The organism is Puniceibacterium confluentis (assembly GCF_007923445.1).
GTDB lineage: Bacteria > Pseudomonadota > Alphaproteobacteria > Rhodobacterales > Rhodobacteraceae > Puniceibacterium > Puniceibacterium confluentis.
The window spans coordinates 1-13,748 of the sequence record NZ_VOJI01000028.1 but is presented as its reverse complement, the minus strand read 5'-3'; the positions used below and the strand labels follow the sequence as shown (position 1 = coordinate 13,748).

Genomic DNA, 13,748 nt, shown 5'->3' with positions numbered 1-13,748 from the left:
CGCCGGGCGGGGTCAGTCGTTGATGATGTCGCGGTGATAGCGGCGCAGCAGCAACAGCCCCAGCGCCAGAAGCACCAGGGTCAGCCCGAAGACATAGAGATGCGAGACATAGCTGGCATCATAGGTGGCATAGACGCCGCTGCGCACCTGGCCGATGATATGCACCAGCGGGTTCCACCACAGCCAGTCGCGATAGGGCAGGGGAATGGTTTCAAAGGTGAACAGGACGCAGGAAATCAGGAACATCGGCCGGTTCAGGATTGCCCAGATCCGCTCCCAGACCGGATAGACCGACAGCAGGTAACAATTCAGCGTGCCCACTGCCACGGCCAGCCCGAAGGTCATGAAAAACCCCAGGGCAATGGCCGGAATGTCCAGGATCACATCGACACTGTACAGCACCAGGATGCCGGTGATCACCAGCCCCGACACCAGCGACTGCGTCATCGCGTTCAGCAGGATCCGCGCCAGCATCGCGTCGACATAGGTGACCCCGGGATAGAACAGCAGCTTGCTGGAAAACCGCAGCGACACCGCCACCTTGTTGGAAATGTCCATGTAGGCCATGAACGGCAGGATGCCCGAGGCAAAGAACAGCGGAAAGCTGGTGCCGATGCTGGGGGTGCGGAAGGCAAAGGAAAAGATCAGCGTCATCAGCAGGATGCCGGCCACCGGTTCAAGGATCGCCCAGAGATATCCCAGCGCCGAGCGGCCATAGGTGGTGGACATCTCGCGCAGCATCAGCGCCACGATCACCCGCAGCGTCACGAACCGCCGGTGCGGGGGGCGCGCGGGCCGCGCGGGGGGGGGAAGGGGCGCGGATTGAGTCATTGCAGTGACTGGCGTAGCATCATCCAATTCGATAGAAAATGCTTAACGCACGGGTCTCCCGGCAGCGCAGTCAAAGAGGCAGAATTTGGAACATTCGAAACCGGCGGCCGACAGCACGCCCGTGGCGCCAAAGGCTGCGGACGGACCGCAGGGGCAGGCGGGCCCGCAGAGCCCCGTCGTCCGCGCCGCAGCCGGGCCGACCCGCATCCGCCGCCGCCACCGGTTGCTGGCCCTGACCTTCGTGCTGTGGGTGATCGCGCCGCTCTGCGCCGCGGGCTGGTATCTGTTCACCGTGGCCCACGACCAGTACGCAAGCCAGGTCGGGTTTTCCGTGCGCACCGAAGAGGTCAGCTCGGCGATCGAGCTGCTGGGCGGGATCACCGAACTGTCGGGGTCGTCCTCGTCCGACACCGACATCCTTTATGAATACATCCAGAGCCAGCAGATGGTGCGCGCCGTCGGCGCCCGGCTGGATCTGCGGGACATCTATACCGTGCCCGACGATCCGGTCTTTGCCCTGGGCGAGGATGCCCGCATCGAGGCGCTGGCGGATTACTGGCAGCGCATGGTCAAGGTGTTCTACGACCGCGGCTCGGGCCTGATCGAGGTGCGGGTGCTGGCCTTTGATCCCGGGAACGCGACGGCGGTGGCCACCGCCATCTTCGACGAGAGCAGCGCGATGATCAACAAGCTCTCGACCATCGCGCGGGCCGATGCCACGCGGTATGCCGAAGAAGAGCTCGAACGCGCCCGCGAACGGCTCAAGGTGGCGCGCCAGGCCACGACGGCCTTCCGCAACCGCACCGGAATCATCGACCCCAAGGCCGACATCCAGGGGCAGATGGGCGTGGTCAACGCGCTGCAGAGCCAGCTGGCCGAGGCGCTGGTGGCGCGCCAGACCCTGCTGGACGGCGCCACCAGCGCCGCGGATCCGCGCGTCACCCAGCTTGATGGCCGCATCGAGGCGATCCGCAAGCAGATCGCGGCGGAGCGCAGCCAGTTCGGCGGCGCCGCAGGCGCGATTGCCGGCACCGGCGCGGCGGTCCGGGACGGCCCCGGCGACGCCGCCTATTCCACCCTGCTCGAGGAATACGAGGCGCTGGAGGTGGACCGCGAATTCGCCGAGAAAAGCTTTCTGTCGGCGCTGGCGTCGCGCGATGCCTCGGTGGCCGAGGCGCAGCGCCAGTCCCGCTATCTGGCGAGCTACGTCGCGCCGACCCTGGCCGAGACGGCGCAGTACCCGCGCCGCTTTGTGCTGATGGCGATCATCGGGGGCTTTCTGCTGATTTCCTGGTCGATCGGGGCGATGGTCTATTATTCGCTGCGCGACCGGCGCTAGAACCGGGACCCGGGCGGATGATCGAGCTGCGCAACGTCTCCAAGACCTTCGTGCTGAACGGCCGCCGCAAGGTGGTGGCCGACAACCTCTCGGCGGTGTTTCCGTCGCGCACCGCGGTGGCGATCCTGGGCCGCAACGGTGCCGGAAAATCGACCCTGATGAAGATGCTGGCAGGCACGATGGAGCCGGACGAAGGCGAGATCCTGTCGACCGGCACCACCTCCTGGCCGGTGGGGTTTGCCGGGTCGTTCCACGCGGATCTGACCGGGCTGCAGAACACCCGGTTCATCGCCCGGGTCTATGGTGTGGACACCGACGAGCTGGCCGATTTTGTCGAGGATTTCGCCGAGCTGGGCCAGCATTTCGACCTGCCGATCCGCAGCTACTCCTCGGGGATGCGGTCGCGGCTGGCCTTTGGTGTCTCGATGGGGCTGCGCTTTGACACCTATCTGGTGGACGAGGTTTCGGCCGTGGGGGACGCTGCCTTCAAGGCCAAAAGCGAGGCGCTGTTTCAGGAGCGCATGCGCACCAGCGGCGCGATCATGATCACCCATTCGCTGGGCCAGGCCAAGCGCATGTGTGACAAGGTCTGCGTGCTGGAGAGCGGCCATCTCCACTTTTTCAACAACGTCGACAAGGGCATCGCGTTCTATCAGGAACTGATGCGCCAGCCGCACCCGGATGTGCAGGCCGCCAGACAGGCCGCGCGCCGGGCGGTCTGAACCCGCCCGCGGTGCCGCTTCGGACAGGTTCAGGCGGCGGGCAGCCGGTTGTCATAGCCGAACTGCGCCAGCAGGGCGGCGTTTTCCTCGGCAAAGGCGGTCTCGATCCGGGCGATGCGGTGCGGTGTGCGTCCGGTATCGGGCTCTTGCGTGTGGTGAAAGGCGGCGCGGAACATGTCGCGGATCGCCTCGTCCGGCAGCGCCGGGTCGCGCATGGCGTCGGCGATGCGGTCACAGTCTGCCATGCGCAGCGACGGGTTGGTGCTGTGGTGCGCCACCTCCCAGTCCAGCGCCAGACCGGCGCCCAGCTGACGCTCCATCACCGGGCGGATGGCGTGGTGGCCGTGGACCTGAAGCGCGGTGTCGGTGAACCGCTTCTGCCAGTTGGCCAGGAACATCGAGGGTTTCAGGTTGCGCACCCGGCGGTCGATGAAGGCCGGGAAATCCAGACCGCCATAGGGCTTGCGTTCCGCGAGGAAGGTTTCGAAATGCTGTTTCATGTACTGCGAATAATCGCCGAACAGGAATTCGCTGAACGGGCGCAGAAAGGCCAGAACCTGCACGATGGTGCCATCCTCGCGGGTCAGCGCCGCCAGCGGATCGGCGACGCGGGCCTTGGAGTAGAGGTCCTCGTGGCTCAGGACCACGGTGTGTGTGCCGTCGGCGAACAGCGCCTCGAGACGCGCCCGGTCGATCTGCTCCAGGTCCGCGGCATTGCCGGGGTGGCCCGTCCCGTCATGCGGATACCGGATGCCATGCGCGGCCAGCGTGCCGGCATTCTTCAGCAGCACCTGCTGAAGATAGGTCGAGCCGCATTTGGGCGACCCCACATGCAGCAGAATACGGCGCGTCATCGGCATTTCTCCGGGGCGGGGGCTGCGGGCTGTCCCGGCAGCGGATCCGCGGCTTCTTCGGGGGGCAGGCTGGCGGCCAGCCGGGTGGCCAGCCGGTCGATCATCGTCTCGGGCGGCAGGCCGAGGGCGCCGAGGTCGATGGCGCGTTCCTCCGCGCCGACCGGGGCGGCGTGCCAGGCCTGCGACAGCGCGGTGGCCAGCGCCGGCGCGGTGGGCGCCGCGGAGAGGATGGCCGGGCTGAGCCGGCTCAGATCCTTGGGGCCGAAATGGTTGGTGACCACCCGCACCCCCGAGGCCGCCATTTCGATCGGCGGATGGCTGGGGTGGGGTGAATACATCAGCGACAGGCCCAGATCGGTGCCCAGCAGATAGCCGGGGTATTCCTCCCACGGCAGCTTGCCCAGCGACTCGAGCGTCACGCCGCCGGGCAGGCGCACCGGCGCGTGGCTCATGCCGACCGACACCGGCGCGATGTCCTGCGGCCCGAGGCCCTCGGTCTCGAGGAACAGGGCCAGCGCCTCGATTGCGGTGGCATACATGTTGCGCGCCACTTCGGGGCGGCCATAGAGCGCCAGCCTGCGCGGGCCCGTGGTGGTGGGGCGCTGCCCGGCGGCATACCGCGCGATGTCGATCGCCGGGTGAAAGGCCAGCGCATCGGCGCGGGCAAAGCCAAAGCCCTGGGCGGCGAAGTAGTCACGCAGCAGCGTGGTGTTGAACACCGGGTCAAAGTCAAAGCCGTAGCTCGCCATGGCATCGGCATATTCCGGGCCCCAGGCATAGAAATTCGGCTCGAAGTCCTGGATCAGATACAGGAACCGGCGCTGTTCATAGCCATGCGTGCGGATCAGCCGTTCGGCCAGGTGCGCGCTCCACCAGGCGGTGGCCAGAAACACATCGCCCCTGTGGGCGGGCAGGTCGGGGCTTTGGACCCCGCAGTGCAGCGAGATGCGCGCGACGGCGGCCTCGGACAGCCCGGGCAGGCGGCGCAGCACAAACCCGCGCGACGCGGCGGGGGAAGACACCGGCAGATCGGTGGCGACAAAGCGCACCCGGAATCCGCGCGCGGCCAGTCCCAGGCCGATGTCGAGGGCGGTGACGATGCCGGCAAAGATCTCGGTCGGGTTCAGCGTCGGCACCAGGATGGTCAGCGCCGGGGCAGGGGCCTCGAGCCGCGGGGTCCAGCGCGGCGCCTTGCGCAGATCGGTCAGCGCCGCGTGCTCGACCGGGCGGCTGGCGCGGGTGACGGCGTCTTTCGGCGGCTGCGGCGACACCCCGGGAGAGAGCGAATACAGCCGGGCGTCAAAGGCGTTGATCGCCGCGTCGCGTCCCGGCCCCAGCGCCTCGCGCAGGGTCCAGATGACACGCCCGGTGCTGATCACGGCAAAGCCGCCGGCAATGCGCGCCAGCGCCAGATGGCCGCCGAGCGCCAGTCTGGCGGCATCCCAGACATGGGTGCCAGCGCCCCGCGCCCGGCGCAGATAGGGGCGCAGCGGACCCAGCGCCGCGACCCCGGCGGGCAGCCGCCCGTCGCTGACCGCATCGACGACCCGGTTGTGGGCCGACTGCGCCAGATAGCGCGCCAGGGCATAGGCCGCGGCCTCGTGGCGCACCCACATGGCATCAGGCAGGCGCCGCCCGCCGCCGCGCAGCCAGCCCTTCTGGCGGTCCACCGCGCCGATGGCATTGGCGCCGTGCTGGCGGTAGTCGACCAGTTTCGCGTCGATCAGCCCGACACCGCCGGTCGCCGCAGCGATCAGCCCCAGCCACAGGTCATGGTAATAATGCACCCCCGACTGCTGCGGAAACGGCAGGGCGATGCGCGCCACCCGCGCCCGCATGGTCAGGGTCATGCCGGTGATGTTGTTGCGGTACAGCAGCCCGCGCAGACCGGGGCGGCGGTGCCGCCGCTCGAATCCGAACATCGAGGCGTGTGTTTCGCTCGTGCCGTCCGGCCCCACCAGCCGGGCATCGGAATGCACCATCTGTGCGGCGCTGTCCGCCAGCGCCGCCACGCCGCGCGCCAGCCGGTCGGGATGCCAGATGTCGTCCTGATCGGCCAGTGCGATCAGCGGCTCGGGATCGCCGGGGGCGCTCAGCGCCGGGATCAGCTCCAGCGCCCGCGCCAGCCCGGCCTCGACCGCGCGCACCGCATCCAGTTCGGTGTCGCTGGGCACGCAGGTGCAGGCCAGATCCAGCGATTCCGCGAGGTCGTGCACCAGGTCCGCGGAGCGGGTGTCGGCGATCACCGCCACCAGGTGCCGCGGGCCATGGCTCTGGGCCGCCACCGAGGCGAGCTGCGCGCGCAGATGCGCAGGCTCTGGCCGGTAGACGGCCATGACGATCAGCACGAGAGGGGACAGGGGTGCGGTCATGTGGTGCAGCGGCAGGGCGGACCGGACAGCGGGGCGATCTCGGGACCAGATTGCGACCAACAGACACCCGACACGAGGCCCAGGCAGCCGGTCCCGGTCATGACGATGTTCATAAAAGGTCTCCTTCAACCCCGGCGGGCGCAATGGCGTGTCTGGCAGAGGGGGTTTGGCCCAGACGGGCAGTGCAGTCAATGCGCACGGGGCGCAATGCGCCGTTGCGGTCCGGGCTGTGGCACAGAGCTGCCGGTTTCGGCGCGCTCGCGGGAGATGACCCTCCAGCGACAGCCGGAGACCGACAGAACCTGCCGTCCCGGGCGCGGCGGGATGGGGGCGGGGTTTGAACGGGTAGTTAAATTACATAATGTTCATTATTGGCTTGATTCACATTGAGGGGTGCGCGCTACCTTGAAGTGCGACTCCTGTTGGAAACCAATGGGTTATCTAATGCAGGGAATATCGCAGGGGCGCGGCATATACCCGGCTGAGTATCCCGCAGAGACGCAGGACCGCGCCGGTGGCATCTGACGCGGCGGGCGGAAAGCGCCTGCCGCCGGAGTTTGACCGCGATCTCACATCGCTGCGGTGCGGCAGAAGGCTGCCGCCCTCTGCCAGACGGCGCTTTCGGCTTGAACCGGGCTGCGCGCAGCGCTCTACTGGCGCGGGCGCCGGCCTGGGCACGCTGACGGCAACACAACGCCCGCGCCCTCTGGACAGAAAGGACCCCGGCATGACAGCGACCCCTATCGTGATCCTCGGCATGCACCGCAGTGGCACCAGCTGTCTGGCGGGCAGCCTGCAGGAGGCCGGCCTGAATCTGGGCCGGGTCGATCTGAAGCGCCGCACCAATCTCAAGGGCAACCGCGAGAACGCCCAGATCATGGAGCTCAACAACGCCGTTCTCGAGGCCAACGGCGCCGCCTGGGACAGCCCGCCTGCGGCACCCTGCCTCTGGTCGCCCGAACATGCGGCGCAGCGCGACAGCCTGATTGCGGACCATCCCGCGTCGCGGGCCTGGCAGCGCGCCTGGGGGTTCAAGGACCCCCGCACGCTGCTGGTGCTCGAGGGCTGGCTGGAGGCCCTGCCCGGCGCGCGGCGTGTCGGCACCTTCCGCCATCCGCTGCGGGTGGCGCGGTCCCTGCAGGAGCGCAACGGCTTCGATATCGACCGCGGCCTTGCGCTCTGGATGGACTACAACCGGCGGCTGCTGCGGGCGACGGCCGGGGACGAGATGCCGCTGATCTGTTTCGACTGGCCGCCCGAACAGTACGACGCCGCGCTGCGCGCCCTGGTGGCGCAGCTGGGCCTGCGGGTGCCGGCCGCCGGGTTCTCGTTCTTCGAGACCGCCCTGCGCCGCAATGTCGACGACCTCGGGGCGGACCTGCCCGCCGGGGTGCAGGCTGTCTATCAGGAACTGCTGGCGCGGACATGACCCCTGGCCTGTCCGCAGCAGAGGGGGCGGTGACCGGGGCCCCGTTCCAGTCGGTCCGGCTGTTCCCCAAGCATCACGGAGCGGCGGCCTATGCGGTGACCGGTATCGCGGCGCGCTGCGACTGGGTGCTGCTGAGCGACCGCGAGGCGCCGCTCACGCATCTGCGCCGGACAGTGCCGACCGACAGGCCGCGGCACATCTTTCTGTCGCTGCGCAATGCCTTTGCTGCGCTGCAGGTCTTTGCCACCGAGATCCTGCCAGGGCTGCGCGCGCCCTTTGTGCTGGTCTCGGGATCCGAAGATGTCACCCTGCCGCAGCAGTGCGACCGGCGCTGGCGGGCCTATGATGCGGCCGAGCAGCGCCATATCCGCACCATCCTGGACCACCCGCTGCTGGCGTGCTGGTTTGCCGAGAACCTTGCCGAGGACAGCGATCCGCGCTTCGTGCCATTGCCCACCGGCATGGTTTACCAGGGTGGCGCGCCTGCCGCGCCGCCCCCGGTGCAGCCGCCGCCGCTGGGGGGCCGCCCGCTGCGGGTTCTCGTCGGCCACCGGGTGCGGCCGGGGCCGCAATGGGAGCTGCGGCGCGCAGTGACCCGGCGGGCCGAACACGACTGGGCAGCGTTCTGCACTGTCCCCCGGTCCGAGCTGTCCGAGGCCGAATTTTCGGGCCTGATGCAGGCCCACGCCTTTGTGCTCTGCGCCGAAGGGGGCGGAGTGGACCCGTCCCCCAAGGCCTGGCAGGCGATGCTGCATGGTGCCATCCCGATCATCCGCCGGACCGGAACCTACCGCGCCTATGCCCAGTTGCCGGTGGCCTTTGTGGACAACTGGCAGGCCGACAGTCTGACGCCCGAACGCCTTGTGGCCTGGCAGCGGACCCTTGGCTTTTATCAGGACATGCCCCATCTGCGCGCCCGCACGCTGGAGCGGCTGGGGCTGAACTACTGGTGGGGCCAGATCGCGGCGCGGGCCCGCTGAGGGCCGGTGAGGTGTTGTCCGTGCCGACCCGTGATCCCCGCGGCCCCGGGCGGCGCGGAAAAAGCTCCTGCGGAGCTTTTTCGCGGGCTGGCGCCCGATGCAGGGGGCTGTGATCCGGAAAATCCTCCGGCGGAGGATTTTCGGACAGGCCGGATCATCCCGCGACAACCGCCTGCAGGTCGAAGATCGGCAGCAGCACCGCCAGCACCACCACCAGCACCAGCCCGCCGACCAGCATCATCAGCGCCGGCTCGAGCAGCGCGGCGATGCGCTTGCGTTCGGTGCCGAGGCCATTCTCGACCAGCACCGCCGAACGCTCCGCCATCGGCGCCAGCCGCGCCGACATCTCGCCGGCACTCACCAGCTGGCGCGCCACCGGCGGGATGAAACTGAGGCGCTCGAGCGCCGAGGACAGGCTTTCGCCCTGGCGTACCGCTTCCGAGACCGCCGCAGCCTCGCGCTGGAACCGGGTGATCATCAGCACCTCGCCGGCCGAATCCACCGCCGCCAGCACCGCGTGGCGGCTGCCCAGCACCAGCGCCAGGGTGCGCAGGTACTGCACCGCCGCGCCCAGCTGCATCAATCGCCCGGCCACCGGCAGGCGCAGCAGGGCGCGGTCGCGGGCATCGCGCAGCCGCGCCACCCGTCCCGACAGCACGCCCAGCCCCACCAGCGCGGCCAGCAGGATCCCGATCAGCCAGAGATGGGCGCGGATGCCGTCGCTGACCCAGAGCACCCAGCGGGTGACGTCCGGCAGCGGCCGGTCGGAGAGTTCGAACATCGCCACGATCTCGGGGGCGACACTGGTCATCAGGATGCCGCAGACCAGCAGCGCCACCGCGGCGACAAAGGCCGGGTAGACAAGGGCGGCACCAATCTGTGCCCGGTCCTGGCCCCGGGTTTCGAGAAACTCCGCCAGTTCGGCAAACACCGCCCCCACATCGCCCGCCCGCTCGCCGGCGCGCAGGGCGGCGATGTAGTAGCGCGCAAACCCCGCGCCCGAGGAGTCGAGCGCATCCGACAGCGCCTGCCCCTCCATCAACGCGGCCTTGGCGGTGGCCGCCACCGCATCCAGCGCCCCGGTGCCGCCGGTGCGCACCGCCTCGAGCGCCGCCTCGGTCGGCAGTTCCGCGCTCAGCAGCACCGCCATCTGCCGGGTGAACACCGCCTGCAGGTCCGGGGTGAGCCGCTTGCCGCGCCGCCCGCGCAGGCCGCCTGCCCGCCCCGCCCCGGCGCTTTGGCCCCGGTCGCGCAGCTCCGAGACGAACAGCCCCTTGCGCTTCAGGTCTTCCGAGGCCTGCACCTCGGTCTCGGCCAGCACGGTGCCGGTCCTGCGTTTGCCGTCTTCGGTATAGGCGGTGTAGGCCCAGGCTCTCACGTCGGGGCCCTCATGCCACGTCGCCGACGACGCGCAGGGTTTCCGCCAGCGAGGTGTGCCCGGCGGCAACCTGGGCCAGTCCCTGACCCACCAGCGTTTCGCGCAGATCCAGCGCCATGTGGCGCAATTCCGTCTCGGACACACCCCGGTCTATGGCATCGCGCAGGGCCTCGGTGACTTCGAGCATCTCGAAGATCCCGACCCGTCCGCTGTATCCGGTCTGGTTGCAGGCGGTGCAGCCCACCGCGTCATGGATGCGCGGGGGCACAGGCAGGTTGTGCTTGTCGAAACAGGCGGCCTCGGACGGAGTCGGGGCATGGGCGGTGCGGCACCCGGGACAGAGCCTGCGCAACAGCCGCTGCGCCACCACCCCGCGCAGGGTGGCGGCGATCAGGAAGTTATCAAGGCCGAGGTCGCGCAGGCGCACCACCGCCCCCACCGAGCCGTTGGCGTGCAGCGAGGAGAACACCAGATGTCCGGTCAGCGCCGCCTGCGCCGCGACGCCGGCGGTTTCGCCGTCGCGGATCTCGCCCACCAGGATCACATCCGGGTCCTGGCGCAGGGTGGCGCGCAGCCCGGCGGCAAAGGTCATGCCGATTTCGGCGTTGATCTGGCTCTGGCTGACGCCGGGAAGGTCATATTCGATCGGATCTTCCACCGTGACGATGTTGCGCTCGTCGCGGTTGGCCAGCTTGAGCAGCGAATAGAGCGTTGTGGTCTTGCCCGATCCGGTCGGCCCGGTGGCGAGGATGATGCCGTTGGGCAGCTTCGAGAGCCGTTCCAGCAGGGTGATCTGGTCGCGCGACAGCCCCAGACCGTCCAGCGGCATCAGCCCGGTCGAGCGGTCGAGGATCCGCAGCACCACCCGTTCGCCATAGTTCCCCGGCAGCGACGACACCCGGGTGTCGATCTGCCGCCCGCCGAGCCGCAGCGGGATCCGCCCGTCCTGCGGCAGCCGTGTTTCGGCGATGTCGAGCCCGGCCATGACCTTGAGCCGCGAGACGATGCGTTTCACCGGCACATCCGCGCGGTCGAGCACCGGCTGCAGAAAGCCGTCCACCCGCATCCGGGCGCGCAACCCGCCCTCGTAGGGTTCGATGTGCAGATCCGAGGCGCCGGCCAGCACCGCGCGGCGCAAAAGCTGGTTCACCAGCTGGATCACCGGCGCATCCTCGGCCTCGTCCAGCAGGTCGCGCTCGCGCACCGGGCGGGCGGACCCCTCGAGATCGAACAGCAGGTCGTCCGGGGCGGCCTCTTCGGCACCGGACTGGTACAGCCGCGCCAGCGCCGCCTCAAAGGCCTGCTGATCCAGTTCCGAAACCGCCAGCACCCGCCCCGCACGGCGGCGCGCCTCGCGCAGGCCCGTGAGGCTGGCGCCCGGCCCTGCGATCAGCGTGTTGCCGTCCAGCGCCACCTGATGGTCGCGGGCAAAGGCAAACGGCAGCCGCGCCGCCCGGCCCGCCGCGCGCTCATCCGGGGCCGGGTCAGTTGTCAGAGAACCGGAGCCGGGTGGGAAGCGGGGGGAGGTTGCGTCTCTGGGCGACGTCATCAATGAATCCGGCATCAAAGGGTTGGTTCAGGTCGGCACCGTCAAACGGCAGCGCGCCGGTGGGGGTGCTGGGGAACCTTCCGTCATCCGGGGGCTGGATGGCAAGGCTTGCGCGCCGCGTGTCGCGCGCCACCTCGCGGGTCAGCCGCTTGGCATCCTCTTCCGAGTTCACGATGCGCGGGCGCAGCATCACCAGCAGCACCCGCTGGTTGCGGCTGGCGTTCTTGCCCTTGAACAGCCCGCCCACCAGCGGCAGTCTGGACAGCCCCGGCACCCTCTGGCTGACCGTGCCGAACCCGTCCTCGAGCAGCCCGCCCAGCAGGATCACATTGCCGCCCTTGACCAGCACCGTGGTGCTGAGGGCGCGGCGCGCGGTGATCTCGCCACCCGCGGAGCTTTGCGAATTGGTGAGGTTGGACACCTCCTGCTTCACCGTCATGCGCACGGTGTTGTCGGCGTTGATCTGCGGCGTGACATTCAGGGTCAGGCCCACATCCTGCCGCTCGATGGTCTGGAACGGGCTTTCCGGCAGGGCGGAATCGCCCACGGTCGAAAACGATCCGGTGACAAAGGGCACGTTCTGCGCCACCACGATCTCGGCCTCCTGATTGTTCACGGTCAGGATCGACGGCGTGCTCAGCAGCTTGGTCGAATTGGTCTGTGCCACCGCCGACAGGAAGGCGGCAAAGCCGCGCTCGGTGTCACCCGCCACGGCGCCCACCACCCCGCCTGAGCCCACATCCGAACCGTTGGATTTCAGCACCGAGGACACCAGGCTGGTCAGGCTGGGCCGTCCGTCCAGACTGAACTGCACGCCGCCGACGCTGGCATTGTTCAGCACCGCGCCGAACTGTGCGGAAAGATCGGAAAATCCCTCGACCGACATCTCGAAGATCACCGCCTCGACCAGCACCTGAGTCGGGCGGCGGTCGAGATGGCGGATCATCGCGACGATGTCGCCCATGCGCTCCTGCGGCGCGGTGATCAGCATGGAATTGGTCTGCGGCTCGGCAATGATGCGGATGTCCTGCCCGGCGCCGGGCTGCTCGGCTCCGCCGGAAAACGACCGCAGCACCACATCCGACAGCGCCGCCGCATCGGCATAGTTGATCTGCACCACGCTCGAGGCCATCGTGCCCTGCTGCCCGTCCAGCCGCCCGGCCAGGGCGCGCACCCGGCTGCGCAGGTCCTCGGGCCCCGAGACCACCAGCGCGTTCGAGCGCTTGTCCACCGTCACGCTGGCCCCCGCAGGCACCAGATCCATCGCCTGCACCACCTGCAGCACCTCGGTGGCATCGGCGTTGCGCAGGCGCACCATCTCGATCGGATCATCGCGCGGCGCATCCAGCCGCGCGATCAGATCCCCGATCCGGCGCAGGTTGCCATTGCGGTCCGACAGGATGATCAGCCGCGATCCGGGCACCGTCGAGACCACCGCCTCAGACGGCAGCAGCGGGCGGATCACCTCGACCACCTCCTGCGGCGTGGCCGAGCGCAGCTCGATCACCCGGGTCTCGTAGCCCCCCGTGCCGCTGCCCGGTGACAGCTCGCGCGCGGTGCCCAGCGGCACGATCCGGTCGGCATCGACGCCCGCGACAATGGTCAGCCGGTTCAGTTCCAGCACGTTCAGGAACACCTCATAGAGCGCCGCCGGGCTCATCGTGCCGGGGGCCAGCACCGTCACCGTGCCGCGCACCTGCGGATCCAGGACAAAGTTGCGTCCGGTCGCCTCGGACACGATCTGCACAAAGCTGCGCAGGTCGGCATCGCGCAGGTCCAGCGCCACCTGCGCCCGCGCCGCACCCACCAGCAGGCCCGGGGCGGCGCTGCCCAGCATCAGGGCGGCCAGTGCCACCCGCATCCATCCGTGAACTTTCATGTCCTGCTCTCTCGCCGTCCTGCGCGGCGCGAAACGACGCCCTGCCGGTCTGGTTTTGGGGCACTCTAGCCGATCGCGCCGGAAATGGCAGCTTTCTGATTCCGGCCCGATCGGCTTTTCGCCACATGTGCCTATTTGGCAAAGCCCAGCAGTTGCGGCGCAGCCTCGGGGCTGCTCTGCGCCCAGAGCCCGTCTGTGTCGATGGCGCTGACCGTATAGATTTCGCCAATCCGGTCATGGACCCTCAGCAGCTGTTCGCCGGTCGGATGCGACACGATCGCCCAGCGGCTGGTGCCATCGCTCACCACACCCTGCAGCGAATAGCCCAGGCTTGCGAGCGGCGGCACCGGCGGGGCGGGGGGCGCAGGCGGCTGCGGTTCCGGGGCGGGGGGCGGCGGCGGCGCGGGGGGCGGTG

The 13,748-nt window shown here is 69.1% G+C and carries 11 protein-coding genes; 4 read left to right on the top strand and 7 right to left on the bottom strand.

Annotated features, from left to right (window positions below; genetic code table 11):
* Nucleotides 1-12: 12 nt before the first annotated feature.
* On the bottom strand, nucleotides 13-831 hold the full coding sequence (locus FOY53_RS19630) for an ABC transporter permease (RefSeq protein WP_146592017.1): 819 nt from the start codon (nucleotides 829-831) through the stop codon (nucleotides 13-15).
* An 85-nt stretch (nucleotides 832-916) separates the two neighbouring features.
* On the opposite strand from FOY53_RS19630, the gene FOY53_RS19625 reads away from it, so the two are divergent.
* Both FOY53_RS19625 and FOY53_RS19620 read left to right on the top strand, forming a co-directional pair.
* The gene (locus FOY53_RS19625; RefSeq protein ID WP_246107479.1) at nucleotides 917-2,170 is read left to right on the top strand and encodes a KpsE/RkpR family capsule polysaccharide export protein; all 1,254 of its coding nucleotides are present in this window, start codon (nucleotides 917-919) and stop codon (nucleotides 2,168-2,170) included.
* 17 nt (nucleotides 2,171-2,187) lie between these two features.
* Complete coding sequence (locus tag FOY53_RS19620) at nucleotides 2,188-2,892, top strand: ABC transporter ATP-binding protein (RefSeq protein WP_146592016.1); 705 nt, start codon at nucleotides 2,188-2,190, stop codon at nucleotides 2,890-2,892.
* A 29-nt stretch (nucleotides 2,893-2,921) separates the two neighbouring features.
* Here FOY53_RS19620 and FOY53_RS19615 read toward each other — a convergent pair whose 3' ends face one another.
* Together FOY53_RS19615 and FOY53_RS19610 are read right to left on the bottom strand one after the other, a co-directional pair.
* Nucleotides 2,922-3,746 carry a hypothetical protein gene (locus tag FOY53_RS19615; RefSeq protein WP_146592015.1) on the bottom strand — a complete coding sequence of 275 codons (825 nt, stop codon included), beginning with the start codon at nucleotides 3,744-3,746 and terminating at the stop codon, nucleotides 2,922-2,924.
* Nucleotides 3,743-6,118: a rhamnosyltransferase WsaF family glycosyltransferase gene (locus FOY53_RS19610; RefSeq protein ID WP_186766680.1), complete on the bottom strand. Its 2,376-nt coding sequence runs from the start codon at nucleotides 6,116-6,118 to the stop codon at nucleotides 3,743-3,745. The genes FOY53_RS19615 and FOY53_RS19610 overlap by 4 nt, the downstream gene beginning before the upstream one ends.
* 727 nt (nucleotides 6,119-6,845) lie before the next feature.
* Here FOY53_RS19610 and FOY53_RS19605 point away from each other — a divergent pair.
* Together FOY53_RS19605 and FOY53_RS19600 are read left to right on the top strand one after the other, a co-directional pair.
* Nucleotides 6,846-7,547, top strand: coding sequence for a sulfotransferase (locus tag FOY53_RS19605; protein ID WP_146592014.1), 702 nt, complete (start codon nucleotides 6,846-6,848; stop codon nucleotides 7,545-7,547).
* Nucleotides 7,544-8,527: a hypothetical protein gene (locus FOY53_RS19600; RefSeq protein WP_146592013.1), complete on the top strand. Its 984-nt coding sequence runs from the start codon at nucleotides 7,544-7,546 to the stop codon at nucleotides 8,525-8,527. Before FOY53_RS19605 ends, FOY53_RS19600 begins: the two co-directional genes overlap by 4 nt.
* A 154-nt stretch (nucleotides 8,528-8,681) precedes the next feature.
* Here the strand turns inward: FOY53_RS19600 and FOY53_RS19595 are convergent, their stop codons facing one another.
* The 4 genes from FOY53_RS19595 to FOY53_RS19580 form a co-directional block, all read right to left on the bottom strand.
* A complete protein-coding gene (locus tag FOY53_RS19595; protein WP_186766679.1) occupies nucleotides 8,682-9,905 on the bottom strand; it encodes a type II secretion system F family protein in 1,224 nt (407 codons plus the stop codon).
* Between the two features lie 10 nt (nucleotides 9,906-9,915).
* Nucleotides 9,916-11,454: a GspE/PulE family protein gene (locus FOY53_RS19590; RefSeq protein WP_146592012.1), complete on the bottom strand. Its 1,539-nt coding sequence runs from the start codon at nucleotides 11,452-11,454 to the stop codon at nucleotides 9,916-9,918.
* Nucleotides 11,390-13,333 (bottom strand): type II secretion system secretin GspD, encoded by a 1,944-nt coding sequence (gspD, locus tag FOY53_RS19585; RefSeq protein WP_146592011.1) that lies wholly within the window; start codon nucleotides 13,331-13,333, stop codon nucleotides 11,390-11,392. The genes FOY53_RS19590 and gspD overlap by 65 nt, the downstream gene beginning before the upstream one ends.
* Before the next feature lie 131 nt (nucleotides 13,334-13,464).
* Nucleotides 13,465-13,748, bottom strand: a 284-nt coding sequence (locus tag FOY53_RS19580) for a hypothetical protein (protein ID WP_186766678.1), incomplete at its 5' end; no start/stop codon positions are given.

Coding starts and splice junctions, on each gene's coding strand:
- FOY53_RS19630 (WP_146592017.1), bottom strand. CDS start 831: ATGACTCAATCCGCGCCCCTTCCCCCCCCCGCGCGGCCCGCGCGCCCC.
- FOY53_RS19600 (WP_146592013.1), top strand. CDS start 7,544: ATGACCCCTGGCCTGTCCGCAGCAGAGGGGGCGGTGACCGGGGCCCCG.
- FOY53_RS19615 (WP_146592015.1), bottom strand. CDS start 3,746: ATGACGCGCCGTATTCTGCTGCATGTGGGGTCGCCCAAATGCGGCTCG.
- FOY53_RS19590 (WP_146592012.1), bottom strand. CDS start 11,454: ATGACGTCGCCCAGAGACGCAACCTCCCCCCGCTTCCCACCCGGCTCC.
- gspD (WP_146592011.1), bottom strand. CDS start 13,333: ATGAAAGTTCACGGATGGATGCGGGTGGCACTGGCCGCCCTGATGCTG.
- FOY53_RS19605 (WP_146592014.1), top strand. CDS start 6,846: ATGACAGCGACCCCTATCGTGATCCTCGGCATGCACCGCAGTGGCACC.
- FOY53_RS19620 (WP_146592016.1), top strand. CDS start 2,188: ATGATCGAGCTGCGCAACGTCTCCAAGACCTTCGTGCTGAACGGCCGC.
- FOY53_RS19610 (WP_186766680.1), bottom strand. CDS start 6,118: ATGACCGCACCCCTGTCCCCTCTCGTGCTGATCGTCATGGCCGTCTAC.